Annotated in this window: 18 protein-coding genes, 2 pseudogenes and 1 riboswitch; of the genes and pseudogenes, 9 read left to right on the top strand and 11 right to left on the bottom strand. The window is 62.8% G+C overall.

What is annotated here, in order from left to right; all coding sequences use genetic code 11:
* Positions 1-27 precede the first annotated feature (27 nt).
* Positions 28-996 (top strand): calcium/sodium antiporter, encoded by a 969-nt coding sequence (locus tag C2U47_RS03330; RefSeq protein WP_010673489.1) that lies wholly within the window; start codon positions 28-30, stop codon positions 994-996.
* Positions 997-1,061: 65 nt separating this feature from the next.
* Here the strand turns inward: C2U47_RS03330 and C2U47_RS03325 are convergent, their stop codons facing one another.
* Positions 1,062-2,210, bottom strand: a complete 1,149-nt coding sequence (locus C2U47_RS03325) for a type III PLP-dependent enzyme (protein WP_103261443.1) — start codon at positions 2,208-2,210, stop codon at positions 1,062-1,064.
* Positions 2,211-2,716: 506 nt separating this feature from the next.
* A riboswitch (glycine riboswitch) is annotated at positions 2,717-2,827 on the top strand.
* A gap of 249 nt (positions 2,828-3,076) precedes the next feature.
* On the opposite strand from C2U47_RS03325, the gene C2U47_RS03320 reads away from it, so the two are divergent.
* Positions 3,077-4,453, top strand: coding sequence for an alanine/glycine:cation symporter family protein (locus tag C2U47_RS03320; protein ID WP_103261442.1), 1,377 nt, complete (start codon positions 3,077-3,079; stop codon positions 4,451-4,453).
* Between the two features lie 201 nt (positions 4,454-4,654).
* On the opposite strand, the gene C2U47_RS03315 is transcribed toward C2U47_RS03320, so the two are convergent.
* Both C2U47_RS03315 and C2U47_RS03310 read right to left on the bottom strand, forming a co-directional pair.
* The gene (locus C2U47_RS03315; RefSeq protein WP_103261441.1) at positions 4,655-5,368 is read right to left on the bottom strand and encodes a lipoyl protein ligase domain-containing protein; all 714 of its coding nucleotides are present in this window, start codon (positions 5,366-5,368) and stop codon (positions 4,655-4,657) included.
* A gap of 100 nt (positions 5,369-5,468) precedes the next feature.
* Positions 5,469-6,865: pseudogene (locus C2U47_RS03310) on the bottom strand (nucleobase:cation symporter-2 family protein).
* A gap of 243 nt (positions 6,866-7,108) precedes the next feature.
* On the opposite strand from C2U47_RS03310, the gene C2U47_RS03305 reads away from it, so the two are divergent.
* On the top strand, positions 7,109-8,248 hold the full coding sequence (locus C2U47_RS03305; RefSeq protein WP_103261440.1) for a GGDEF domain-containing protein: 1,140 nt from the start codon (positions 7,109-7,111) through the stop codon (positions 8,246-8,248).
* 30 nt (positions 8,249-8,278) lie between these two features.
* Here C2U47_RS03305 and C2U47_RS03300 read toward each other — a convergent pair whose 3' ends face one another.
* Positions 8,279-8,527 (bottom strand): YciN family protein, encoded by a 249-nt coding sequence (locus tag C2U47_RS03300; RefSeq protein ID WP_010673495.1) that lies wholly within the window; start codon positions 8,525-8,527, stop codon positions 8,279-8,281.
* A 151-nt stretch (positions 8,528-8,678) separates the two neighbouring features.
* The gene (locus C2U47_RS03295) at positions 8,679-10,058 is read right to left on the bottom strand and encodes an MATE family efflux transporter (RefSeq protein ID WP_045523506.1); all 1,380 of its coding nucleotides are present in this window, start codon (positions 10,056-10,058) and stop codon (positions 8,679-8,681) included.
* 120 nt (positions 10,059-10,178) lie between these two features.
* On the opposite strand from C2U47_RS03295, the gene C2U47_RS03290 reads away from it, so the two are divergent.
* Together C2U47_RS03290 and C2U47_RS03285 are read left to right on the top strand one after the other, a co-directional pair.
* Positions 10,179-11,036: a helix-turn-helix transcriptional regulator gene (locus C2U47_RS03290; RefSeq protein WP_162726164.1), complete on the top strand. Its 858-nt coding sequence runs from the start codon at positions 10,179-10,181 to the stop codon at positions 11,034-11,036.
* Positions 11,037-11,091: 55 nt separating this feature from the next.
* Positions 11,092-12,786 carry an NAD-dependent malic enzyme gene (locus C2U47_RS03285; RefSeq protein WP_010673498.1) on the top strand — a complete coding sequence of 565 codons (1,695 nt, stop codon included), beginning with the start codon at positions 11,092-11,094 and terminating at the stop codon, positions 12,784-12,786.
* A 74-nt stretch (positions 12,787-12,860) separates the two neighbouring features.
* Here C2U47_RS03285 and C2U47_RS03280 read toward each other — a convergent pair whose 3' ends face one another.
* The 4 genes from C2U47_RS03280 to C2U47_RS03265 form a co-directional block, all read right to left on the bottom strand.
* Positions 12,861-13,919 (bottom strand): OmpA family protein, encoded by a 1,059-nt coding sequence (locus C2U47_RS03280; protein WP_029313971.1) that lies wholly within the window; start codon positions 13,917-13,919, stop codon positions 12,861-12,863.
* A gap of 219 nt (positions 13,920-14,138) precedes the next feature.
* The gene (gene ompA, locus C2U47_RS03275; RefSeq protein WP_010673500.1) at positions 14,139-15,140 is read right to left on the bottom strand and encodes a porin OmpA; all 1,002 of its coding nucleotides are present in this window, start codon (positions 15,138-15,140) and stop codon (positions 14,139-14,141) included.
* Positions 15,141-15,552: 412 nt separating this feature from the next.
* The gene (gene ompA, locus C2U47_RS03270) at positions 15,553-16,572 is read right to left on the bottom strand and encodes a porin OmpA (RefSeq protein ID WP_010673501.1); all 1,020 of its coding nucleotides are present in this window, start codon (positions 16,570-16,572) and stop codon (positions 15,553-15,555) included.
* A 305-nt stretch (positions 16,573-16,877) separates the two neighbouring features.
* The gene (locus tag C2U47_RS03265; protein ID WP_010673502.1) at positions 16,878-17,465 is read right to left on the bottom strand and encodes a hypothetical protein; all 588 of its coding nucleotides are present in this window, start codon (positions 17,463-17,465) and stop codon (positions 16,878-16,880) included.
* A gap of 258 nt (positions 17,466-17,723) precedes the next feature.
* Between C2U47_RS03265 and C2U47_RS03260 the strand changes: the two genes are divergently transcribed.
* Entirely contained in the window at positions 17,724-17,990 is a 267-nt protein-coding gene (locus C2U47_RS03260) for a helix-turn-helix domain-containing protein (protein ID WP_010673503.1), read from the top strand.
* A 195-nt stretch (positions 17,991-18,185) separates the two neighbouring features.
* Positions 18,186-19,546: pseudogene (locus tag C2U47_RS03255) on the top strand (sodium-dependent transporter).
* 65 nt (positions 19,547-19,611) lie between these two features.
* Here C2U47_RS03255 and rssA read toward each other — a convergent pair.
* Both rssA and C2U47_RS03245 read right to left on the bottom strand, forming a co-directional pair.
* Positions 19,612-20,481: a patatin-like phospholipase RssA gene (gene rssA, locus C2U47_RS03250; protein ID WP_029313973.1), complete on the bottom strand. Its 870-nt coding sequence runs from the start codon at positions 20,479-20,481 to the stop codon at positions 19,612-19,614.
* Between the two features lie 34 nt (positions 20,482-20,515).
* Positions 20,516-22,072, bottom strand: a complete 1,557-nt coding sequence (locus C2U47_RS03245) for a sensor domain-containing diguanylate cyclase (RefSeq protein ID WP_041201458.1) — start codon at positions 22,070-22,072, stop codon at positions 20,516-20,518.
* A gap of 210 nt (positions 22,073-22,282) precedes the next feature.
* Between C2U47_RS03245 and C2U47_RS03240 the strand changes: the two genes are divergently transcribed.
* Both C2U47_RS03240 and C2U47_RS03235 read left to right on the top strand, forming a co-directional pair.
* Positions 22,283-23,335 (top strand): efflux RND transporter periplasmic adaptor subunit, encoded by a 1,053-nt coding sequence (locus C2U47_RS03240; protein ID WP_010673507.1) that lies wholly within the window; start codon positions 22,283-22,285, stop codon positions 23,333-23,335.
* The gene (locus C2U47_RS03235) at positions 23,335-26,487 is read left to right on the top strand and encodes an efflux RND transporter permease subunit (protein ID WP_010673508.1); all 3,153 of its coding nucleotides are present in this window, start codon (positions 23,335-23,337) and stop codon (positions 26,485-26,487) included. Before C2U47_RS03240 ends, C2U47_RS03235 begins: the two co-directional genes overlap by 1 nt.
* The last annotated feature ends 81 nt before the right edge of the window (positions 26,488-26,568 follow it).

Raw genomic sequence — 26,568 nt, 5'->3', positions numbered from 1 at the left:
TGTTTGCCGTGGATGAGATAGAACAATATGACCCTGGCTTTTGTTGCCCTGATTGCCGGACTGGCGTTGCTGGTCTGGAGTGCCGACAAGTTCGTGGACGGCGCCGCCGCCACCGCCCGTTACGCCGGTATGCCGCCGCTGCTGATCGGCATGGTGATCATCGGTTTTGGTACCTCGGCCCCCGAGATGGTGGTCTCCGCGCTGGCGGCTTCCCAGGGCAATCCCGGGCTCGCGCTCGGCAATGCCTATGGCTCCAACATCACCAATATTGCCCTGATCCTGGGTCTGACCGCCCTGATCAGCCCCATCGCCGTCGCCTCCCAGGTGGTGCGCAAGGAGATCCCCATCCTGCTCGGCATCACCCTGCTCTCCGGCGCCCTGCTCATCGACGGCAATCTGGGCCGGATGGATGCCGCCATTCTGGGGGCCGTGTTCGCAGTGCTGATGGGCTGGTCCATCTGGGCCGGCATGAACGGCAAGGGGGATGCGCTGGATACAGATACCGAGGAGGACATCGTCTCCGAGGGTATGTCTCTCAAGAGCGCCATCCTCTGGCTCATCGTCGGCCTGGTGCTGCTGATCGGGGCTTCCCGTCTGCTGGTGTGGGGGGCGGTGACCATCGCCCAGGGTTTTGGCATCAGCGATCTGGTGATTGGCCTGACCATAGTCGCGGTGGGGACCTCCCTGCCGGAGCTGGCATCGTCCCTCATCGCCATTCGCAAGAACGAGCACGATCTGGCCCTTGGCAACGTGCTGGGTTCCAACCTGTTCAACACCCTGGCCGTGGTGGGCATCGCCGCCGGCATCCACCCGCTCGAGGTGGCGCCCGAAGTGCTTTCCCGCGACTGGAGCATCATGATGGGGCTGACCCTGTTGCTGCTGGTGATGTGTCTGGGCCGCAAGGGGCAGGGGCGCATCAACCGGCTGGAGGGGGGCGTGCTGCTCGCCTGCTTCGTCGCCTACACCGGCTGGCTGCTGACGAGCCAGTTCATCTAGTCTGGTGATGAAATGAAAGAGGGGACGCCGCGGCGTCCCCTCTTTTTTGTGCGCGGGGCCTGGTCTCAGGCCACGGCAACCAGCTTCTGCTTCTGGGCGCTGTCCAGGATCAGGATGCTCGCCTTGGGGAAGAAGTTGAAGGTGGACGCGGAGGCCCAGGTGTAGGCCCCCATCACCCGACCCACCACCAGCTCGCCGATCTCGAGATCTGGCAGCATGATGCTGTCGCGGATGACGTCCACGCTGTCGCAGGTGGGGCCGGAGAGCACCGCATTGTGCAGTTCGCCGTGGGCATAGGGCGTGCTCACCGGGTAGGTGACGTGGTCGTAGAGCTGGCCGTTGTAGCTGCCGTAGAGACCGTCATCCAGGTAGTACCAGATCTTGTCGCCGCGGTGGGCCTTGCCCATCACGCTGGAGACCGAGGTCATGGCCGGCGCGCTGATGAAGCGGCCCGGCTCGGCAATCTTCTGCACCGTGGCGGGCAGCTTGGCCAGGGCCTCGCGGATCGGGGCGCAGAAACCGCCGATGTCGAACTCGCCGCCGTCATAGTCCACCGGGAAGCCGCCGCCGATATCCAGCACCCAGGGCTTGAGTCCGAGCTCCCAGGCCTGCTCCATGATCTCGCGGCAGGCGTCGATGGCCTGCACGTGGCGACGGGCGTGGGGCACCTGGGAGCCGACGTGGAACGACAGCCCCATCACCTTGATCCCCTTGGCCTGGGCCAGTTGCAGCAACGGCAGTGCCTGCTCCGGGGTGCAGCCGAACTTCTTGGAAAGATCGACCTTGGTCTCGGGGTTCGGGAAGCTGACCCGCAGCAGCAGTTTCACTTCATCCTTGTAGGGCAGGAACTTTTCCAGCTCCAGCGGGTTGTCATAGACAAACACGGTGCAGCCGAATTCCAGGGCATAACGGATGTCGCTGTCACGCTTGATGGGATGGGTATGGATGCAGCGTCCCGGGCGAACCCCTTGGCTGCGCACCAGATCCACTTCGCCATTGGTGGCCAGATCGAAACAGGCCCCCTCTTCCTTCAAGACAGAGACCACCGCCTCGTGGGGCAGGGGCTTGAGTGCATAATGCAAGCGCACATCGGGCAGGGCGGCCGCCAGGGCCCGATACTGTTTGCGGACGGCTGCCTTGTCGAGCAGCAGCAGGGGGGAGCCGAATTGTTCAACCAACTGACGGTAATCTTGTGCGACCAGGGTCTCGTTCATTCTCTTTTGATAGTCCTTAGGGGGCGTGATATGCCCAAGCCATATGCGATTGAACCGGCGACGGCCGGCTCAGGCGAGCGGTCCGGAGGGACCCACCAGGCACATTGCATAACTCCCTTGCAAAGTGCTTAGTTATGCGCGGGATTATCGGCTTATTGAGTTTGTGTGCAAGCATTTTGATTGGATATGTCGGCAAGTTTTTCTGGTCGAGACGAAACAGGCTCTTGATACGGGGAGCGATCAGGGCCGTGATGGGGAGCACCTCCGAAGGGAGCTTGATAAGCTGTTGATAGTTAACGAACTAATAACATCAGGCCTGGGGGTTGAGGCCAGGTAAAAAGGGGGCGCCGGGGCCAGGGAGTGCGAGACAGCTCACATTTTTTGGATTACCATGCCCGCTTCCTGATCCAAACTAGTTCGGATGAAGGTAGCAGGAGAGCGATGGGCAACCATCCACCGAAGAAGTGAATCTTTCAGGTACCGGGCAACCGGTGTGGACTGCTACTGGACGATACTCTGGAGAGACCCGTTGAATCGGGCGCCGAAGGAGCAAGGCACCGTGATTGCATCGCAATCTGGCGCCGGAAACTCTCAGGCAAAAGGACAGAGGGGATGGGATGGTTGTACCTGGGCTTGGAACTGTTCACGATCTGTAGCGAGAGGTCGTCAGCAAGGCAAAGAGCAGCGCAGGAACCGGAGTGTATGTAAATACATGAGGCTTCCGAGCCGCGCATGAGCCTTGATCACGGCCTCGCAGTAAGAGTGTGAACACGTTCTTTGCCTGCATCCGATCGCCTTTGGGGATCGCGACACCTATGGGAAGATCATCCTTCTCCTCCTTAATCGTGGTTTTTTAAGGAGGATGCATGTCATCAATTCAATCGGCGCTCGCCGCCATCGATAGCTTTATCTGGGGTCTCCCCCTGCTGATCCTGCTGGTCGGGACCGGTATCTATCTCACCTGGCGATTGGGTCTGCTTCAGATCGTGCGTTTGCCGCTGGCCCTCAAGCTGGTCTTTGGCCGCGATCAGGGGCAGGGCAAGCAGGGGGATGTGTCCAGCTTTGGTGCCCTGTGCACCGCCCTCTCCGCCACCATCGGCACCGGCAACATCGTCGGGGTCGCCACCGCCATCAAGCTCGGCGGCCCGGGCGCCCTGTTCTGGATGTGGATGGCCGCCCTGTTCGGCATGGCCACCAAGTACGCCGAGTGCCTGCTGGCGGTGAAATATCGCCAGCAGGACGCCAACGGCCAGATGGCGGGTGGCCCCATGTACTATCTGGAGAAGGGGCTCGGCTCCAGGCCGCTCGCCAAGCTGTTTGCCCTGTTCGGCATCGGCGTCGCCTTCTTCGGCATCGGTACCTTCCCCCAGGTCAACGCCATCAGTGATGCCATGAGCCTCTCCTTCTCGGTACCCCGTGAAGTGACCGCCGTGGTGCTGACCCTGATCGTGGCGCTGGTGACTCTGGGGGGTATCCAGTCCATCTCCAGTGTGTCGAGCAAGGTGGTGCCTTTCATGGCCATCTTCTACATCGTCGCCTGTGCCGGGGTGCTGGTGAACAATGCAGGCGCCCTGCCCGATGCGGTCATGCTGGTGATCGGGAGCGCCTTCACCGGCCATGCGGCCACCGGCGGCTTCGTCGGCGCCGGCATCATGCTGGCGATCCAGTCCGGGGTGGCGCGCGGGGTCTTCTCCAACGAGTCGGGCCTGGGCTCGGCCCCCATCGCGGCGGCGGCGGCCAAGACCGATTCCTGCGTGGAGCAGGGGCTGGTCTCCATGACCGGTACCTTCATCGACACCCTCATCATCTGCACCATGACCGGCCTGACGCTGGTGGTGACCGGGGTGTGGAGCGGCGATGCAAGCGGCGCGGCCATGACCAGTCTGGCCTTTGCCCAGGGGCTGGATGCCCATGTGGGCCAGTATCTGGTGAGCATCGGCCTCTTGTTCTTCGCCTTTACCACCATCCTTGGCTGGAACTACTACGGCGAGCGCTGCACCGAGTACCTGTTCGGGGTGAAGGCGATCAAACCCTACCGCCTCATCTATCTGGTGCTGGTGGCGAGCGGTGCCTTCCTCCATCTGGACCTGATCTGGCTCTTGGCCGACATCGTCAACGGCCTGATGGCGGTGCCCAACCTCATCGGCCTCATCGGCCTGCGCCACGTGGTGATTGCCGAGACCCGCGCCTACTTCAGCCGGGACCGGGATACGGAATCCGAGCCCGAGCCGCAGACGGCCTGATGAGAAGCGGGCCTGCGGGAAGTCCTGTCACCTGGCTCCTGTCCATGGTGTCAACCGGGATCCGGGCTGGGATGGCAAAACCCGGGGCTTGATCCCGGCTCCTCTGACAATATCTGTGCGAAATACGCAAAAGCCACGACGCTCATCGTGGCTTTTTTGCATTTTACGCAATGAATGGCGGCGCTTGTCACCCAAAGAGGGTCAGGGGGAGGGAATATCTCCGGTGAGCCGCTGCGCCAGCGCCCTGCTCACCCGGCTCACCAGGGCCGCCTCATCCCCCTGCCAGCCAATGGCGTGGGCCAGGGTGGTGGAGGTGCCCGGAGCAAAGCGCAGCTCGCCCCCGGCCAGTTCGTAGAAGCGGCTCGCCATCCGGGTGCCCTCGTCCACATCCCCCGCCACCAGCAGCATGGCCTGGGCCAGCACGGCGCCGTCGTGATCCCGGCCCGGCGCCAGCCAGCGCTGGGCGGTGCCGGTCACCTTGCGCCCTCCGATCACCAGGTTGTACTGGCCGTCGCAAAACGAGCCGGGCACGAAGTCGTAGCTGCCCGCAAGACCGTGTTCCTCCAGCAGGGCGAGCAGGGGCGCCCCCAGCAGCCGGTAATAATGAGCGAGATCCTGGGTGGTGCGGGGCAGCATGAGGGAGAGGTTGAGGATGCCGGCGCCGTGGGGCACGGCGGTGCCGCCGCTGTCGCGCACGAACACCGGCCAGCCCTCGGCGGCAAGCTGCTCGCAGGCGGCCTGGTAGCGGGGCAAACGGGTATCCTTGCGAGTGACGATGAGGCATTGGGGGCCCTGCCAGAGGAGGGCCCTGGGCTCGCCGTCACCGGCGCACTCCCGCAGCCAGCGCTGCTCCTCGGCCAGGATCTGGTCGGGTGTCTGGTGGGCGGGCGGCGGGGGCAGCAGGGTATAAAGCATGAAAGGCATCCTTTGGCAGAGGCTGCCAAGCACAGTACGCGCGGGGGCAAACAAGGTAAAGCCCCGCATGGCGGGGCTTTGGTGCAAGGATGGCGGAGTGTCAGGCCTGTGCGGCGGCGCGCCTGGGCAGCAGCAGATTGAGCAGGATGGCGGTGAGGCCGCCGGTGGCGACGCCGTAGGAGAGCACGCTCCTGGCCAGCTCCGGCAGGTGTTGCAGCACCTCGGGCACCTGGGCCACTCCGAGGCCCATGGCGAGCGACACCGCCAGGATCATCAGGGCGCGGCGGTCCAGCTCCTCCCGGGAGATGATGCGCACCCCGGCGGCGGCGATGGTGCCGAACATGACGATGGTGGCGCCGCCGAGCACGGGTTCAGGTATTTGTTGCACCAGGCTCGCCACCGCCGGGAACAGGCCGAGCAGGGCCAGCATGGCGGCGATGAAGAGGCCGACATGGCGGCTGGCCACCCCGGTCAGCTGGATGACGCCGTTGTTCTGGGCGAAGGTGGACATGGGGAAGGTGGAGAAGACCGCCGCCAGCATGGAGTTGGCGCCATCGGCCAGCACGCCCCCCTTGATCCGCGCCATGTAGACCGGCCCTTCCAGCGGCTCGCCGGAGATGTCGGAGGTGGCGGTCATGTCGCCGATGGCTTCCAGCGCCGTCACCACGAAGATGATGGCGAGCGGCACGAACAGCTGCCAGTCAAAGCCGAGCCCGTAGTGCAGCGGAACAGGGACCATCATCAGGGGGCCGTCGAAGGTGGGAGCAGCCACCTTGCCCAGCAGCAGTGCCACCGCATAGCCCGCCAGCATGGCGATCATGATGGCGGAGAGGCGCAGCCAGGGGTTGCGACTGCGCTGCATCAGCACGATGAGGCCGAGCACCAGCAGGGAGAGAAAGAGGTTGGTGTGACTGGCGAAGCTGCCGTCCGCCAGGGCGCCGTAGCCGCCCCCCATGCTGATGAGCCCTACCTTGATGAGGGTCAGGCCGATGAGCAATACCACGATGCCGGTCACCAGCGGGGTGATGATCCGTTTGACCAGGTGCAGGAAGCGGCTCATGACGACGATGGTGAGGGCCGCTGCCAGCATGGTGCCGAACAGGGTGCCCAGCAGATCGTCGGTGGGCATGGCGGCCTGCTTGAGGGCGAGGCCGGAGGCGATGATGGGACCGAGGAAGTTGAAGCTGGTGCCCTGTACCGAGAGCAGGCCGGAACCGAGGGGGCCGAAACGGCGGGTCTGGATGAAGGAGGCGATGCCGGACATGACCAGGGACATGGAGACGATGTAGCGGGTGTCATCGGCGGGGAGGCCGAGGGCGTTGGCGATGATGAGGGGCGGGGTGATGATGGCGACAAACATGGCGAGCATATGCTGCAGGGCGGCGAACAGGGTCTGGGGCAGGGGGGGACATCCTCGATGCCGTAGACCAGTTCGCTGTGGGCTCGCCTGGGGGGATGGGCCTCTCGGATGGCGCTTGGGGCGGCAGCCTGTTCCATAAATACCTCGAATGTGTGGGGGGAGGGGAGAAAATTGGGCGCTATTTTAGTGATTGGCATCGCGCTTTCCAGCGCTAATTGAGCGCAAACTCGTTTATTTCCTGATGGGTTGAAACGTTTTCCTGTGGCGATTAAGATCCGCCGGTTTGTGTGAGACCGATCCCTCACAAAGGGGAGGGAGGCTGATGCATCAGGATGGGGACGGTGTAGAATGAGCCCTCGGTTCGAAGATGGAGACTCTGGATGCTGAAGCTGTCGGAGTTCTGGAGTGCCCGCGCCCACTCCGAAGATTTTACCCTGACCCGGATGGGCTTCATGACGGTGCGGCTGCGGCTGCTCACCTGTCTGCTGATGGCGGGGCTCCCGAGCTGGGCCCTGGTGGACTGGCTGACCCTGCCAGCCATCCAGTTCGAGGCGCTGTTCCAGGTCAGGATCTTCTGCCTGCTGGCCCTCTCGCCCCTCATCCCCCTCTCCTATCTCATCCACTTCAAGCGCGAGCGCATGAAGCTGGCGCTGGGCTACCTGATGGCGGTGATGATGCTCTTCTCCCTCATCTGCCTGCACAGCTTCGGCGCGGATCAGGAGATGCAGGCGGGCTACATGGCCTTCCCCTATCTGCTCATCAGCCTGTTCGCCATCTTCCCCATTCCCCTCTCCCTCAGCCTGCAACTGGCGGGGGGGATCCTGGCCACCATGCTGGCGGGCAACTGGTTGCTGGTGGGCCAGCCTCTTTGGAGCGTGCAGACCCTCAACCAGGTCTGGCTGCTGGGGCTCTTTGCCATCGCCAGCGCCTGGGTGCAGTGCGGCCAGCTCAACATGCTGCTGCAACTCTATCGGGAATCCACCACGGACGAGCTGACCGGCATGATGAACCGCCGCCTGCTGATGAAGCAGCTCGAGAAGGCGAGGGCCGCCATGATCCGCAAACAGGCTCCCTTCGCGGTGCTGCTGCTGGATCTGGACCGCTTCAAGCGCATCAACGACACCTTCGGCCATCTGGCGGGGGATGCGGTGCTCAAGGAGGTGGCGGCCACCCTGTCGGAACAACTGGAGCCCGGCATGGTGCTCGGGCGTTACGGCGGGGAGGAGTTTGCCATCCTGTTGCCCGGTTGCACGGATCTGGCACAAGCCAAGCGGGTGGCGGAGCGGCTGCGGGTCGCGGTAGAGGCGAGGTTGGTGAAAAGCCCCACCTCCGACGAACTGCTGGAGGTGACGGTGAGCATCGGTCTGACCCTGGCCCAGCGTGGCGAGGGGGTGGAGGATCTGCTCAACCGGGCGGACGAGTGCCTCTACATGGCCAAGATGGCGGGTCGCAACTGCGTGGTGGCCGAGGCCGACAAACCCGCAGGCGATGCAGGGCGCACAAAAACGGATGCCGCCTGAGGGCGGCATCCGGTGATGACGGGGCAGGCGTCAGGCCAGGGTGTATTTGCCGGAGAGCTGCTGGGCCAGCAGCTTGAACATGTTGAACACCGCCATGGTCTTGCCGGTCGGGGTGCCGTCCTCTGCCAGGAAGAACTCCCCCTTGAACACCAGTATGTCCCCCTTCTGCTCCACCGAGTCGGCGCGCATGCCGTGGATGAAGTCCTCGTGTTCACGAATGATCTTGTTGGCCATCTCCAGCAGGGCAGTCTCGGTGATCCGCTCTTTTTGTGGTTGCATGCTCGTCTCCTTAAACGACTACTGGGCAGGGGCACAAGGGTCGGCATGGCCGGCGCACCCCGCCTCTGATTGAAGAGGGGGCCAGCATACTGCAAAGCGGGATTTTCTGTCATTGATATGACCCCGCATTTTCCCGCTTTGCGCTCTTCCCTTATCCCAACACCAGATTGCGCAGCCAGCGCCGCTGGCGAATGCGGCGCTGCACCAGCAGCACCTTGGAGAGCTCCTCCAGCAGGACCACGGCCACCACCCAGGAGAGGGGCCAGCCCAGCAGGCTGACCGCCACCCAGGCCAGCGGCAGGCCGATGCACCACATGCCGACGATGTCGATGAAGATGCTGTAGTTGACGTCCCCCCCCGAGCGCAGCACCCCGACGATCCCCACCATGTTGAACACCTTGAGCAGCATGCCCAGACACATGATGGCGAGCACCTGGCCGGCCTCAGTCATCAGCTCGCCCGGCAGGTTGCCGACCCATTGCAGCAGGCTGCCCTGCATCAGCCAGACGGCGGTCCCCACCAGCAGGGCGCCGACTGGGGCGAGCAGCAGGAAGAGCTGGGAGTGCTGCCAGGCCTCGTCATACTCTTCTGCCCCGAGCCGGTGACCGAGCAGGGTGGAGCAGGCCACCGCCAGCCCGAAGAAGAGGGAGATGAGGATGCTCTCCAGCGTGCCGAGGGTGGTCATGATGGCCAGGGCGTCGGTGCCAAGGTGCGCGTAGAGGAAGCCGTAGAGCAGCATGCCGAAGGCCCAGAGCCCGTCGTGCAGCAACAGCGGCAGGGCGATCAGGGTGAAGCGCACCACCTCCTTGCGCCTGAAGGCGGCGAGCCAGTCTTGCTTGCGCGGGATGAGACGGGGCTCGGTACGCCACACATAGGCAAGCAGCAGCGCGGTCTGTAGCAGGCGCGACAGGGTGGTGCCCCAGGCGGAACCGGCTACTCCCATGGCCTCGGCGCCGAAATGGCCGAAGATGAGGGCATAGTTGAGGATGACGTTGGCGATGATGGCGATGATGCCGATACGGGTCGGCGCCGCGGCATTGCCCACCGAGCGCAGGGCCGACTCCAGGGGCACCACCACGGCGGTGCAGAGGATGGTGGCGCCGGTGATCATCAGGAACTCGTCGGCCAGCTCGCGCAGCGCGGGCTCCTGGCTGGCAAACCCGAGCACGCTGCCCGGTGAGAACACATAGACGAGGGCAAAGGGCAGGCTCACCGCCAGGGCGCCCACCAGGGCCAGGGCCAGGGAGCGGCGCACCCCGGCCATCTCGCCACGGCCGAAATATTGTGCCGCCAACACCGAGACCCCGCCCGAGAGCCCCGCTATCACCAGCAGATTGAAGAAGAAGACCCGGTTGCCCAAGCCGACCGCCGCCACAGCCGTGGTGCCGAGCTGGCTCACCATCATGATGTCGATGAGGCCGAGCAGGGAGAACATCATGGATTGCAGCGAAACCGGCAGGGCCAGTCGCCACAGTCGCGTCATGAACTCGCGATCGGTGGTTTGTTTTAAAATCGCTTGCCAATAATTCATTTATGTTAACCGGGTTGGTAAAAATCAAGGTTTGTCGTGGGTATGATAGGGGTGATATCGGGAGGCTTCACTGTGAGCCCCTCTCGGCTTTCTTGTGCAAAACTATCCTGTTGAGGTGCTATGCCATTTATCAACGAGTGTCTGGAAATCGCCCCGGCCTGCGAAGAGCGGATGCTGGGACGCGAAGGGCTGCCCCTGCTTGGGGAGGCGGGCGTCTTCCTGACCGGCCTCTCGACGATACGGGAGCACTACCTTATCCGCCGCAACCGACCGGAGTTTCACATCCTGATGGTGAGCCATGACGAGGGGGGCGCCCTGCTCACCGATGGCGGGGAGCAGCCCATCCCGGCGGGAGCCCTGGTCTTTCTCCCGGCCGCCGTGCCGGGGGGCCTCAGGCTGGTGGGGGAAGCCTGGCATACCAGCTGGATTCTGCTGGACGACGTGCCGCGCTGGCAGCATCTGCACCGGCTTGGCCATCGCATCTGGCAGGGGGAGGAGGGGGAGCAGCTCTACCATCTGCTCAGCCTGATGCAGGGGGAGGGAATACGTTCGCCACTCCAGCCTCAGCTGCTGAGCCTGCTGCTGGCGCTCCTGGAGCGCACCCTGCAGGGGGAGGTGCGCGGCACGCCGGAGTTGCGGCTACAGGCGCTGTTTCGGCGGGTGGAGGCACGTCTGGACGAGCCCTGGAGCGTGGCCCTGCTGGCCGACCAGATGGCCTGCTCGGTGCCCCATCTGCACCGGCTCTGCCAGCAGGTGTTCGGCATGGGCCCCATGGCCTGGCTCACCGGACTTCGCATGAACAAGGCGCGCCAGTTGCTGCTCTACACCAACTGGCCGCTGGCCGAGCTGGCGGCCCGGGTCGGATACAGCGACGGCGCCAACTTTGCCAACCGTTTTCGGCGTCTGACGGGTCAGACTCCGGGGGCCTTTCGTCGACTGGGTCGCAAACCTTTCGCAAGGGAGGTGCAAACCCTTTGAAATTGTTGGCTCAAGCCCATAGGATCGACGGGCCACACAGTCAAGGTACAGATCCATGTTTGAAGATAATAATCAGAAACGTCCCCTCTACATTCCCTACGCAGGTCCAGCCCTGCTGGAGACGCCGTTGCTCAACAAGGGCAGCGCCTTCACCAGCGAAGAACGCAGCAGCTTCAATCTGGAAGGTCTGCTGCCCCAGAACATCGAAACCATCGAAGAGCAGGCAGAGCGTGCCTATCGCCAGTTCATGGCGTTTGGCAACGACATGGACAAGCACATCTATTTGCGCAACATCCAGGATACCAACGAAACGCTCTTCTACCGCCTGCTGAACAACCACCTTACCGAAATGCTGCCGGTCATCTACACCCCGACGGTCGGCAAGGCGTGCGAGGAGTTCTCCAACATCTATCGTCGTGCCCGGGGCCTCTTCATCTCCTATCCGGACAAGGACAGGATCGATGACATGCTGCAAAACGCCACCAAGCAGAACGTCAAGGTGATCGTGGTCACCGATGGCGAACGCATCCTGGGCCTCGGGGATCAGGGCATCGGCGGCATGGGCATTCCCATCGGCAAGCTCTCCCTCTACACCGCCTGTGGCGGCATCTCCCCGGCCTACTGCCTGCCGGTGGTGCTGGATGTGGGCACCAACAACCAGCAGTTGCTGAACGACCCCTTCTACATGGGGTGGCGCCATCCGCGCATCTCCGGCGAAGAGTACGACGAGTTCGTCGACGCCTTCATCCAGGCGGTCAAGCGCCGCTGGCCGGACATCCTGCTGCAGTTCGAGGATTTCGCCCAGGGCAATGCCACCCCGCTGCTCAACCGCTACAAGGATGAGCTGTGCTGCTTCAACGATGACATTCAGGGGACCGCCGCGGTGACCCTGGGCAGCCTCATCGCCGCCTGCAAGGCCTCCGGTGCCAAGCTCTCCGAGAAGCGGGTCGCCTTCCTCGGGGCGGGCAGTGCCGGGTGCGGCATCGCCGAGCAGATCGTGGCGCAGATGAAGGCCGAAGGGCTGACCGACGCCGAGGCGCGGGGCCGGGTCTTCATGGTGGATCGATTCGGTCTCATCACCGACAAGATCCCCAACCAGCTCGACTTCCAGCGCAAGCTCTCCCAGCCGATCGAGCGGATCAAGGAGTGGCCGGTGGGGGACAACATCTCCCTGCTGGAGGTGATGGAACACGGTCGCCCGGACATCCTGATCGGGGTCTCCGGCCAGCCCGGCCTCTTCACCGAAGAAGTGGTCAAGACCATGCACAAGCACTGTGCCCGTCCCATCATCTTCCCGCTCTCCAACCCCACTTCCCGGGTGGAAGCCACCCCGGCGGATCTCATTCGCTGGACCGACGGCCAGGTGCTGGTCGCCACCGGCAGCCCGTTCGCACCGGTGGAGTACAAAGGCAAGCGCTACGTCATCGCCCAGTGCAACAACTCCTTCATCTTCCCGGGGATCGGCCTTGGGGTGATCGCCTCCGGTGCCAACCGGGTGACCGATGCCATGCTGATGTCGGCCAGCCGTGCCCTGGCGGATTGTTCACCCCTGGTGAAGGGGGAAGAGGGCTCCTTGCTGCCGGATCTGGCGGACATCCATCAGGTCTCCCGCTACATCGCCAAGATGGTGGCCAAGACCGCCATGTTGCAGGGCAAGGCGGTGCAGACCCCCGATGATGTGATCGATCAGGCCATCGAGGCGAACTTCTGGCGCCCCGAGTACCGCCGCTATCGTCGTACTTCCTTCTGATCCCAAGGGGACAGACATGCAGAAGGGATGCCTCGGCATCCCTTTTTTGTGCACGGCTGTGAAGGAAGAGGAGGTTATTGTGCCGGTTGCTCGGCGGGGGCGGGCTCGGCGGGATTGCTGACACCGGTGACCCGGATTTCGACCCGGCGATCCGGGGCCAGGCAGTCGATGAGGGCAGCCCTGGCCTTGATGGCATCACACTGGGTGCCGGTGACCGGGTTGCTCTCGCCATTGCCCTGGATGCTCACCTTGTCTGCGGGCAGCCCCTTGCCAATCAGGAAGTTGGCGACCGTGCTTGCACGGGCCTCCGACAGTGCCTGGTTGTTGGCATCCGAGCCGATGCGGTCGGTGTAGCCCATCACCATGGCGTTGCCATCCTTGGGTTTGACGTCGACGATCTGCTGGTAGAGGGCGTCGAGTGCCTGCATCCCCTCCGGTTTGAGCTCCGCCTTGCCAAAGGCAAACAGCACATCCGAACTCAGGTTGAAGGTCTGATCCACCGGCTCGGGAGCCGGGGGCGGCGGTGCCACGACCAGAGGCGCGGCCACCGGCACTGCGGCGACGGTGCGATTGGGGTGAAGCACCAGCTCGATGGTGGCGGTACTGATGTCGCTGACCCAGCGTTTGGTACCGCTGCCCACCTTGTCGTTGTCAGGATCGTCCCCGACTCGCACCATGTAGCGGTAGCGGGTCTGGATGTCTACCCAGTCGCTCAGTCTGGCGGTCAGGCCCAGACCCGCCAGGGGAGCCAGATTGTCATCTCCCCCGTTGATGGAGTCGACGTGATAGAGATAACCGCCCCCTTCGGCAAAGACAGAGAAGATGTCCCCCAGCGGCAAACGGCCAATGACCGACAGGATGGCCCCCTTGCTGTTGAAGTCCTGGCCGGCAATATCCCAGTCACCGGTGGAGAGGTAGCCGAGCTCTGCCCCCAGATTCTCGTTGTAGTTGTAGCCGACAAAGGCGTTGATGGCGGTTGCGTCCTTGCCGACGTCCTGGCTGAAATCATCGATGTCATGGGCAAAGGCCCAGCCACCCCCAGCCCCCACATACCAGTCGTGAACAGGTGCCGCCTGGGCGGCACTCGTCGCCAGTGCCAATGCAATCCACACAGGTTTCAGTCTTATGTTCATCGCGTATCCTCGTCGATGTTGGGTGTTATAGGGCTCCCAGCCCTTTGCTATGTATAGCCAACATTATGTATAGGCGATGTGAGCGCTTTAACCATTTAAGTGACGCATCTGTATGGAGAATCGGTGGGGCAGGCAGGTGGGCGGCCCGCGTTGGTGGTGCCGTGCGGGCATTAAAAAAGGGGCCGGAATGGCCCCTTTTTGCAACAGGTGGTCAACCTCTTATTGCTGCACTTCCTGTACGCCGGTGACGCGGACTTCGACGCGGCGATCCGGTGCCAGGCAGGCGATCAGCTGAGCCTTGGCCTTGATGCCGTCACACTGGGTACCGGTGACCGGGTTGGCTTCACCACGACCTTCGATGGATACCTTGCCAGCCGGCAGACCCTTGCCAACCAGGAAGTCGGCCACGGTGCGGGCACGGGCTTCAGACAGCTTCAGGTTGTAGGCATCGGAGCCGATGCGGTCGGTGTAACCCACCACCACGGCGCTGCCATCTTTCGGCTGGACGTCGACGATCTGCTGATACAGGGTGTTGAGCGCAGCAGCCCCTTCCGGCTTCAGGGTGGAGTTGCCGAAGGCAAACAGCACGTCCGAGCTCAGGGAGAAGTTCTTGTCGACCATGACGGGTTCGGGAACCGGCTCGGGAGCCGGTGCCGGGGCCGGGGCCACATAGGTGGTGCGGTTCGGGTGCATCACCAGTTCCAGGGTGGCGACGCTCATGTCGGTTTTCCAGGTTTTCTGATCGTCACCCAGATCCCACATGTAGCGGTAGCGGGCCTGCAGGTCGATAAGGTCGGAGAGCTTGGCAGTCAGACCCAGACCCGCCAGCGGCGAGGTGCCGTTGTCGCTCTGGCCATTGCCGTTGACGTGGTTGAAGTAGGCACCCCCTTCGGCGAAGACGGAGAAGATGTCATTCATGGGCAGGCGTGCGATACCGGACAGGGTGGCACCCTGGGTCTTGAAGTCGACGCCATCGACGCCGGCCTTGCCGGCATAGAGATAGCCGAGCTCGGCGGCAAAGTTCTCGGTGAAGTTGTAACCGCCGAACAGGGAGAGCGCGGTGGCGTCCTTGTCAGCATCCTGGCCGAAGGTATCCAAGTCGTGGCCATAGGCCCAACCTGCACCCATACCCGTGTACCAGTCGTCGGCCGCCTGAGCGGTGGTGGTTCCCATGGCTGCAATGGCCAGAGCAATCAGGGTTGGTGCCATTTTCATTTTCATCGTTTTATCCTCGTTGAGTTGCCGTGCTATGGGCGTACTGCGCACTCTTTGTTATACCGGTCGCAGATGACACTTCATGTGCGACACCGTGAGCGGATCACGGACGGCTTGAATAAAAAATGGATGGAAACCTGGATTCTCATGAAGCTGTTTCTCCATGGACAACTAACCGGGCACTGAGCACTTTTAATAGTTCATCCAATGTCTTACAAGCGTTGCTACTGTATTCTTTTGAATCAGCGTGATCAAGTTTCTGCACAGATATGCAGCGCCGACACCGGTGTCGCGGGGCCGCAATACGGGGGTAAAGGGGAGAAAAGGTGAGACAGAGAGTGTCGCTGGGGGGAGGAGAGAGACAGCAAAAGGGGATGCCGTGGCATCCCCTTTTTTACGTTACCTGAGCGAAGTCAGATTACTTTTGAACTTCTTGTACGCCGGATACGCGAACTTCTACGCGACGGTCCGGAGCCAGGCAGGAGATCAGCTGAGCCTTGGCCTTGACGCCGTCACACTTGGTGCCGGTGACCGGGTTGGCTTCGCCGCGACCTTCGATGGCAACCTTGCTGGCAGCCATACCCTTGCTGACCAGGAAGTTGGCAACGGTGCGGGCACGAGCTTCAGACAGCTTCTGGTTGTAAGCGTCGGAACCGATACGGTCGGTGTAACCAACAACAACGGCGTTGCCGTCTTTCGGCTGGAACTCAACGATTTGCTGGTACAGAGCGTTCAGGGCTTGCACGCCTTCGGCCTTCAGGCTGTCTTTGCCAAAGGCGAACAGCACGTCGGAGTTCAGGGCGAAGTTCTTCTCAACGATTTGCGGAGCCGGGGCCGGTGCTTCTTCAACAACCGGGGCCGGAGCAGGCGCTACGTAGGAAGTACGGAACGGGTGGTAAACGGCTTCCAGGGTCGCAACGCTCTGGTTGGACTTGTAGCGTACGTTGTCGGCGTGCAGGTCAGCCACGTCCCACATGTAGCGGTAGCGAGCTTGCAGATCCAGCGCGTCGTTGACCTTGTAGGTCACACCGGCACCGGCCAGCGGGGATACTTTGGTATCGCTGGTGCCCAGACCGTCGGTGTGGCCCCAGTAGGCGCCAGCTTCACCGAACAGGGAGAAATCGTTGCCCAGCGGCAGACGAGCGATACCGGACAGGGTGGCACCCTGGCTCTCGTAACGGTTGCCGTCGGTGTTGCCACGGCCGGTGTACTGGTAGCCCAGCTCGGAACCGAAGTATTCGTTGAAGTTGTAACCAACGAAGGCATTGGCAGCAGCCGCATCTTCTTCGCCAACGTTCACGCCTTCGATCTTGTTCAGACCGTTGAAGTGAGTTGCACCAACACCGGCGCCGAAGTAGATGTCGTCAGCGGCGTGAGCTGCAGTTGCACCCATGGTGGCCATAGCGATGGCGATCAGGGAAGGAGCCATTTTCATCATAAAATAATCCTCGTTGAGATGGCACGTTGTTCACGTGCTTCGCACTTTGTAATTTATGTAAGCTGCTGGCTCTGTCGACCAACGACGTTGGTGCGAACAGGGATCCTAGATCCATCCAGGAGGCACGTATCTGGGTGCACAAGTGTGCGGGTTGCACTGTCGACAATGCATACTCCGCCACGAACAGCCGACGTCATTCCGATGACGTGGCGCACTTTATGCCCATTTCAAAACATGATCAAGCTCACAGATAAGGGATGGGGCAAATTGTGTCGTAGGGATAACTGGCTGTTTCTTGGGATTTATTAGTGATCCAAGTAGGCGCGATGCAGTTTCTTCTCAAGCTTCATATAAGCCTCAGCCCAAGCGTGCCGCGGGGTGGCGTCACCCGCCCTGACCGAGAGGACAGCAAGATAGTCCGCCTCAGTTGCTTCGCACAGCAAGGGTGTGAAACTGAGCAAGAAGTGACGGGCGAGGTAGGGATCGAGAGGCCAGATGTTGAGGATGGCCCGCGCCACGGGCTGGACGGCGGTGGAGCAGATGAAGTGCCGATGACCTGCTTCCAGCCATTGGGCCATCTCGGCGAGGCTTTCTTCCGGCACGATGCCGCCATCGCCTTTCTCCCTGGCCAGCGTCATCGTGTGACCATTGCCCAGTGCCAGGGTGCCGTTTTCTGCCACGACGCCGTCGTGGCTGCGCAGGGGAAGCGTCGCCTGGCCTTCAAGATAGAGGCTGCAGCTGTCCGGGAGGGCCGCCAGCACGGTGGTGGCGTCCCCCTGCATGGCCATGGGCAGCCAGAACGCTTCGGCCCGGGTCTGCATACCCTGGGCGAGCTGACGGGGGAGGGAGTCCGGGTCGGAATGAAGACGGGAAATGATGCCGGGAAATGCCATGTTGATGACTCTCTTGGAAATAACCGGCGAATTATACGAGGGATGGCCGGGCAACAAGAAAGGTTTCTTTTCGAGACTGTTTACCTGAGGCGACGCAGCGATTACCATCCCCGAGGTTTGTGAAGGGTTGTCGTCGAAAGACGCTGATTATAGATAGAGGCTCGACCATAACGAGTCCGTTCAAAACTGATACACTTGACTACGAGTCGTCGCGAAAAATAAAGGTGGAGTCAATCCGCCGAACGGAGTATGGAACACATGAATTCAAATATCGTAACTGTTGGCAAGAAGATCCGTCAGATCCGCGAAGCGGTAGGCCTGAGCCGTCCCAAGTTTGCCGATCTGCTGGGCGTCCCCCCAACCACCCTGAAGAACTATGAACTGGGTTACCGTGAAGTCGGAGGCGCCTTCCTGGTTGCCCTGGCTCACCACCCCGATCTGCACAAGTTCACCCTCTGGCTGCTGGCTGACAAGAAAGTCGCCGAAATCGGCCAGATCGGTCCGGACGATATTGCCAAGGCTTGATTCAGTTCAACCTTGATAAAAATGCCGCCCTCGAGGCGGCATTTTTTATTTGTCAAAATGGATGATTATTTAATTAAATAATGCGTTGTGTGCGGTCAACGGCGATTTTCACTAAATCATCTTGTCGGGCTGGATTAATCCACGGAACACTCCGACCCTTTTAATTCAGGCGGTGATCCACACAGCGAGACAACGATGAGCCAATCCATTACCAAAGCCAGAGATGGGTTTACCAGCACCTTTGGCGTGCTGGCCGCGACCCTGGGGTCTGCCGTCGGGCTCGGCAATATCTGGAAGTTTCCCTATCTGACCGGTGAGAACGGTGGCGCCGGTTTTCTGCTGGTCTATGTCATCGCCACCCTGCTGGTGGGATTGCCGGTGATGATCTCCGAGATCATGCTGGGGCGCGAGGCCAGGACGGATGCGGTCAGCGGGCTCATCAAGCTGGCTCCAAAGGGGCAACCCTGGTGGCTGATCGCCGCCATGGGGGTGAGCGCGGCCTTCCTCATCATGTCGTTCTACTCCGAGGTGGCGGCCTGGGTGTTTGCCTACATCTTCAAGGCGGCCAGCGGCGAGATCCTCTCCACCGATCCCGCCGTCACGGGTGCTGCCTTCAATTCACTCATCACGGATCCCTTGCAGAGTCTGCTCTGGCAGTGGCTGGTGCTGGCCCTGATGGGGGGATCTTGCTGATGGGGGTCTCCAGGGGGATCGAAGCGGTCACCAAGCGGTTGATGCCACTGCTCTTCATCCTGCTGCTGGTGATAGGCGTGCGCAGCCTGACTCTGCCCGGAGCAAGCGAAGGACTGCATTTCCTGTTCTCGCCGGATTTCTCCAAGGTGACCGCAGGCGTCGTGCTGACGGCCATGGGGCTGGCGTTCTTCAAGCTCTCCATCGGGATGGGCTGCATGATGACCTATGGCAGCTATTTTCGCGATGATCAGCACATCCCTCTCACCACGGTACGAGTGATGTGCGCGGATCTCTTCGTCTCCATGCTGGCGGGGATCGCCATCTTCCCGGCGGTGTTTGCCTTTGGCTTCGAGCCGAGCGCAGGCCCCTCCCTGCTGTTCATCACCATACCCGCGGTCTTTGCCAGCATCCCGTTTGGACACCTCTTCATGGTGCTCTTTTTCGTGCTCTCCGCCATCGCAGCCACCGGGGCCATGCTCTCCATCCTGGAGGTGCCGGTCTCGGTGCTCTCCGAGCGCTTTCACATGAGCCGCATAAGGGCAACCTTGATCAACCTGCTGGTGCTGGGGGCGGTCGGCTCGACCTGTGCGCTCTCGAGCAGCACGCTGGCGGATGTGCAGGTTGGCGGGAAAACCTTCTTCGATCTGTTCGACTTCGTCTCTTCCAACGTGCTGATGCCCCTTGGCGGCATCTTCCTCTGCCTCTTTGTGGGCTGGGTATGGGGATTCGAGCGGATGACGACGGCGCTGACCAATGGAGGCAAGCTATCGCTGCCCATCCTCAGGCCCCTGTTTTTCATCATCCGCTATGTGTCGCCGCTGCTGATCCTGGTGGTGATGCTCAAGGGGCTGGGGCTGTTCTGAGCCGCGTCGCCAGAAACAAAAAAGCGCCTATTGGCGCTCTTTTTGTCTTTTACCCCGATATGCCTTCATATCAGGCAGAGTCGTGACAGCTCCTCCTTGAGCTGCTCCAGGTTGCGCTCGACACAGGCTTCCCCCTCGTTGATGGCGTCGCTCGCGCGGTGGAAATCCATGATGGAGAGGTTGCCAAGGCGCGGGCAGAGCTGGATCTCGGGGGGATCCCCGGCCATCCGGGCACGGGTGATGCGCTCCTGCATGATGTTGATGGAGCCCGTCATCACCCCCCACATGCCGGGGGTACTGGGTTCGCGCTCGCCCCGGTTCAACCACTGGCTGAGCAGCCCCCCCTGCACGGGCTCGTCCGGTTCGTCGGTCCAGGGCTGGTGCATGTCGGTGTTGAGGTTGACGGCGATCACCACCTCGGCTCCCATGGCGCGGGCCAGGGAGATGGGGACCGGGTTGACCACGGCCCCGTCCACCAGCCAGCGATCCTCCACCCGGGTCGGGGTGAGCAGGCCGGGCATGCCGCAGGAGGCGCGCACACACTGGCGAAGCGGCCCTTCCTGCAACCAGATCTCGCGACCGGTATCGAGTTCGGTGGCGACGCAGGCAAAGGGCAGCGGCAGGCTTTCGATGGCGGGATCCCCCAGATGGCCGGCGGCGATGCCAAACACCTTGTCACCGCGAAACAGGCCGCCTGAGAGGGCAGGATCGAGCAGCCCCATGACCTGCAGGCGGCTGAAGCCGCGCACCCAGCTCTCCAGCTTGTCCAGTTCACCAGCGGCATAGGCGGCGCCGACAAAGCTGCCGATGGAGCAGCCAGCCACCAGATCCGGCTTGACGCCCAGTCGCTCCAGGGCACGGATGATGCCGATGTGGGCCCATCCTCGGGCCGCACCGCTGCCCAGGGCCAATCCCAGACGGGGTTTTCGTGACACAGTTGCGTCTCCTGACATGAAGTGGGAGTCCAGCTTACTCCGGCTTCTCCTGTCCGTCATCCCGCCACGCTTCGCTGCGATTGCGGCCGTTGGCCTTGGCCTGATAGAGGGCGATATCGGCGCGGCGGATCACCTCCTGCAAGGAGATGGCTGGTGATTGACGACAGTGGCCCAGGCTGACGGTCACCTTCAGCTCGGCCGCGATGGCGCTCCAGGGATGCTCTGCTATGCACAGACGAAGCCGCTCGGCCAAGGGGGCCAGAGGGATCGCTTCATCGGCGACGAGCAGCAGGAACTCCTCGCCGCCCCAGCGGATCAGGTGGCACTCCCGTGTCAGCAGGGACTGGCAGAGCTGCACCAGACGGATGAGGACCTGATCGCCCACCCCGTGGCCGAAACGGTCGTTGACCTGTTTGAAGTGATCGCAGTCAAACATGATGGCGCCGATGCGTTGGCGGCCTGCCAGGGCCTGGCGGTGTTCGAAGGCATCGAAGTAGTGGCGGTTGAAGGCGCCGGTCAGGGCATCGTGGCGCGACAGGTAGTTGAGGCGCCGGTTGAGGCGCTGGGCACGCAGGCTGGAGACGGTCGCCACCACCAGACAGAGAATGGTGATGAGCGCCGTCGCCGATTGCCACAACAGCGTCTGCAGCAGAGGCAGCAGCGGGATGCGATGGATGAGGGAGAGCGGTGTCTCCGGGATGGGATAGACGAGCTGCAAGGCGCCCTGTTGCCACTCATATTCCGCTGACTGCGCCGTCCTGACCGGGGGCGGCGCGGTACCGGACTGGCTGCTGGCGAGGATCTGCTGATGGGCGTTGAGCAGGAACAGGGTGCCAATCCGGGGGGCGAGGCGGTGCAGGGTCTGCGCCAGCGTGACGGTCTGGATGTCGATGCTGAGCAGGCCAATGATCTGGCCGCCCTGGGTAATGGGCTGGGAGAGGGTGATCATCTGCCCCCGTCCGGCAAAATCCTGGTAGGGGCGCGAGAGCATGGCGTGCTCCAGGTGGGGATGCCTGGCCATCGCCTCCTGCCAGTAGGCCTTGCTGTAAATCACGGGATCGAAGCGAAACTGGCTGGATGGCACCCAGGGATAGAGGTAGATGAAATTGTCCGTACCGGTGAAGTAGATCCAGGCCACGTCCCTGTCCAGCAGCTTGCTGGCCGTGGCGAGCAGGGGGGAGAGGCTGAGGGCGAGATGTATTCTGGCTTGCCGCTCGCTGCCGTCGTGGGGCAGCGGGCCCTGCCCGGTCAGGTTGCCGATGAGGGCGGGGGGCAGATCGACGGGGATGCGATCCAGGTTGATGCCGTGCTCCCCGTCGGATTGCAGCGCCTGATAGAGCTGGCGAGAGAGCACGGACTGGGGATTGCTGCGCAGGCGCTCCTCCGCCTGGCCGCGCATGGCCTCAAGGAAGGTCTCCATCCGCTGGTGCTGGCTGCTGAGCTGGGTCGCGGCGTTGATGGTGTCACGCTTGTTGATCTCGGTAACCTGGCGAAACGCATGTTGCAGGGCGAGCAGCAACAGCAGCAGGCCGAGGCCCAGCAGCAGCCACTGCAATCGGTATCTGGCAAAGGCGGGGGAGGGAATGGACATGGGTGTACCGGAAGATGGCGAGAGTCGGCATCAGTGTAAGGCAGAACCCTGACGCGCGTGCCGACAAGATGCGTTTTTGATGATCTTCTCACCGGACTGTTACGTTTTGTCACATTTATACATAGTCACGGCATAGTCAGGGGGTAACATGGTGCCATCCTTGATGAAGCTATCTCTTCTTCCTCTCTCTTTGACTGCATGGATCTTGTGATGAAAACGCGCGTGTGGCTGTGGCTTTTCCCTCTTCTTCTATTGCTGGCGGCGGGCGCCTGGCATCTGCGGCAGGCTGAACCTGCCAGCAAGCCTGCACCAAGAGAGATCAATATCAGGGCCGAAACCGTCAGGCAGAGCCTGGCCGAGCCCTCCATCAAGCTGGTGAGCAAGCTTGCGGCCAATCGCTCCGTGGCCATCAGTCCCGAGGTGACCGGCCGCATTGCCACCATCGCGGTGAGCTCCGGCCAGCAGGTCAAACAGGGGCAGACCCTGATCGCCCTGGATGCGGGCAAGCAGCAGGCGGAGCTGGCCGAGCAGAGCGCCAGCGTGCGCGACGAGGCCCGCAAGCTGCGTGACATGCGCAAGCTGGTGGCGCGAGGCGCCGTCACTACCTCGGAGCTGGAGGGGCAGGAGGCGACTGTTGCCCAGGCCCAGGCCCGGGTCGATGCGGCCCGTTACGAGCTCTCCCTGCGCACCCTGGCGGCCCCCTTCGACGGCACCGTCAGCCTCATCGATCTCAGCGAAGGAGCCCTGGTCAACAGCGGCGACGTGCTCTTGCATCTGGACGAGCTGGCAAAACTGCGGCTCGATCTGGCGGTGCCCGAGCGCTACCTCTCCCTGCTGCGCCCCGGCATGGCGGTGACGGCAACCAGCTCGGCCTGGCCGGATCAATCCTTTTCCGGCGTGCTGGAGACCCTCGACAGCCGGATCTCCAGCGACACCCAGAACATCAAGGCGCGTGTCATCCTGCCCAACACCGGCGGCCAGCTGCGCCCCGGCATGCTGATGAACGTGGATCTCTCTCTGCCACCCCAGAAGATGACCCTGATCCCCGCCCAGTCGGTGGAGTACGCCGGCGAGCAGCGCTTCGTCTATCGCCTGGAGGCGGACGGACGGGTGAAGCGGGTGCCGGTGGAGCTTGGCGACACCCATGGCGAGGCCGTCTGGGTGCTCAAGGGGTTGAACGTCGGCGATCGCATCGCGGTGGAGGGGCTGGTCAATCTGCGCGACGGCGCCCTGGTACGTGATCTGGGCGAGGTGAAAGGCTGATGTGGCTCTCCGATATCTCAGTACGCCGTCCCCTGGTGGCGGTGGTCATCAGCGCCCTGCTCACCGTGTTTGGCCTGGTGGCCTTCAGCAAACTCACCGTGCGGGAGATGCCGGATGTGCAGACCCCGTCCGTCTCCATCACCACCACCTATGAGGGGGCGGCCCCCGAGGTGATGGAGAGCCAGGTCACCAAGCCCATCGAGGATCAGCTCTCCGGCATCAGCGGCATCAAGAACATCAACTCGGTGACCCGCAAGGGGCGCTCCTCCATCACGGTGGAGTTCAAGCTCGGCTGGAACATGCTGGAGGGCACCTCCGACGTGCGTGACGCCATCTCCCGGGCCAGACCCAAGCTGCCAGACGGGGCGGACGAGCCCATGGTGACCAAGGACAACGGCAACGGGGATGTGGCCATCTGGCTCAATTTCAGCAGCACCCAGATGGATCGTACCGCCATGACGGATTACGCCAATCGCATGCTGGTGGACCCCTTGAGCCTGGTGGACGGGGTGAGCGAGGTCTCCCTCTCAGGGGACCTGACCCAGGTGATGTACGTGCGGCTGCGCCCCGCCGACATGGCGGCCCGCGGCATCACGGTGGCCGACGTGCAGGATGCCCTCAAGCGGGAGAACATCGAGCTGCCGGGCGGCGAGATCCGCAACAACACCATGACCATGGCGGTGCAGATTGCACGGCTCTATCACAGTGCGGAAGATTTTCGCACCCTGCCGGTGAAAACCGCCACCAATGGTCAGAGCATCTATCTGGCGGACATTGCGGATGTGGAGGTGGGGGCCAAGAACGAAGACAGCGCCTATCAGCGCAACGGCCGCGAGAGCCTGGGGATTGGCATCGTCGCCCAGTCCACCGCCAATCCCCTGGCGGTGGCCCAGGGCATCGAGAAGAAGCTCGTGGAGATGCAGCGCTTCCTGCCGGAGGGGGCCACCCTTGAGGTCGACTACGACTCCACCATCTTCATCAAGCAGGCCATCGACGAGGTGTATGAGACACTCGCCATCTGCGCCCTGCTGGTGGTGGCCGTGCTCTATCTCTTCCTCGGGCAGGGGCGCACCACCCTCATTCCGGCCATCACGGTGCCCGTCTCCCTGATTTCGGCCTTCATCGGTGCCTGGTATCTGGGCTTTTCCATCAACCTCATCACCTTGCTGGCCCTCATCCTCGCCATCGGCCTGGTGGTGGATGACGCCATCGTGGTGGTGGAGAACATCCACCATCACCTGCAACGGGGCGAGTCCCCCTTGATGGCGGCCTGGCACGGCACCCGGGAGGTGGGCTTTGCCGTCATCGCCACCACCGCCGTGCTGGTGATGGTGTTCGTGCCCATCGCCTTCATGGACGGCATGGTGGGGCGCCTCTTCACCGAGTTCGCCATCCTGCTCTCCCTGGCCGTGCTCTTCTCCTCCCTGGTGGCGCTCACCCTGACCCCGGCCATGGGCTCCTGGCTGATGCGTGCCGTGGACAAACCCAACGCCCTGACCGCCACCCTGGACAAGGGACTTGGCTGGGTGGAGGAGCGTTATCGCCGCGTGCTGGGGGCCGTGCTGCGCCGCGCCGTCTGGATGCCCCTGGTGTTGCTGCTCTGCCTCGGCGGCATTGGCGCCCTCTTTGGCAAGCTGCCCGCGAGCCTCACCCCGACCGAGGACAGGGGCGTGCTCTATGTGTTCGTGAAAGGGGCGGAGGGCACCAGCATCGAGCGGATGAAGCGCAACATGCAGCAGGTGGAGGCCGCCATCCTGCCGCTGCTCGGCAAGGGGGTGGTGCAGGCCATGAGCTTCAGCACCCCGGCCTTCGGGCGCGGCGGCGATCAGACCGGCATGGCCATCATCCAGCTCAGCGACTGGGCGGTGCGGGACGAAACGGCCACCGAGTTTGGCCGCTCCCTGAGCGGCCGCCTCGCCGGCATCCCCGACGTGATGATCCGCACCTTCCAGCCGGGGTTCAGAGGCGGCTCCACCGCGGCGGTGCAGTTCGTGCTGCAAGGCTCCGATTACGGCGAGCTCAACCAGCAGGGGCTGGCGCTCAAGGAGGCGGCGGCCCAAAGCGGGCTGATGCAGAGCCCGGATCTCGACTATGCCGAGAAGACCCCGGAGCTGCAGGTGACCATAGAGCGGGAGCGAGCCACCCAGCTCGGCATTCCGGTCTCCACCATCGCAAGCTCCCTGCAGGCCCTGCTCGGCGGCGTCAGCCAGACCACCTATGTGGACAGGGGCGAAGAGTATGATGTCTACCTGCGCGCCAACCAGACCCAGTTCAACGGCATCTCCGACATCAGCCGCATCTATTTGAAGGCCGCGAGCGGCGAGATGGTGAGCCTCTCCACCTTGGCGACCGTCACCCAGGTGGCGAGTCCCCAGCGCCTCAACCACTACCAGCGCCAGAAGGCGGTCACCCTCACCGCGGACGTGGCCCCCGGCCACACCCTGGGGGAAGCGCTCGACTTCCTGGATGGCTGGGCCGCGGATCACCTGCCCACCGGCATGTCGGTGGATTACGCCGGCGAGTCCAAGGACTATCGCGACAACCAGGGGGAGATGGCACTGGTGTTCGGCCTGGCCCTGCTGGTGGTCTATCTGGTGCTGGTGGCCCAGTTCGAGAGCCTGCTGACCCCGGCGGTGGTGATGATGACGGTGCCGCTCGGCATCTTCGGCGGTCTGCTCGGCCTCTGGCTCACGGGGCAGGAGCTCAGCATCTACAGCCAGATAGGCATGATCATGCTCATCGGCATGGTGACCAAGAACGGTATCCTCATCGTCGAGTTCATCAACCAGCTGCGCCAGCGGGGTGAAGGGTTCGAGGAGGCGATCATCAAGGGCTCGGTGCGCCGCCTGCGCCCCATCTTGATGACCTCGCTCACCGCCATCATCGGCGCCGTGCCCCTGATGCTCTCCATGGGGGCGGGGTACGAGAGCCGGATGGCCGTGGGAACCGTGGTCTTCTTCGGCTTGTCCTTGGCGACCCTGGTGACCCTGCTGGTGGTGCCCGCCATCTATCACCTGATCGCCAGACGCGCGGGGATGACGGGGGCACGGGACCGACTGGTGGACGAAATACTGGCCACAGCAACCCCGGCCAGTCCCTCCCCGGTGCCGGGGGCGGTGGCCCCCGAGGGGCGGGACAAACCGGCGGCCTAGCGTGCCGACTCGGATGACAGCAAGCAGGGCGCCAATGGGCGCCCTGCTTGTTGATGAGATCCGAGTTTGTCACGCCGACCT

This window comes from Aeromonas sp. ASNIH7, from assembly GCF_002903485.1.
Lineage (GTDB): Bacteria > Pseudomonadota > Gammaproteobacteria > Enterobacterales > Aeromonadaceae > Aeromonas > Aeromonas caviae.
The sequence above is the reverse complement of the archived record's forward strand: the minus strand, read 5'-3'. Positions and strand labels throughout refer to the sequence as shown.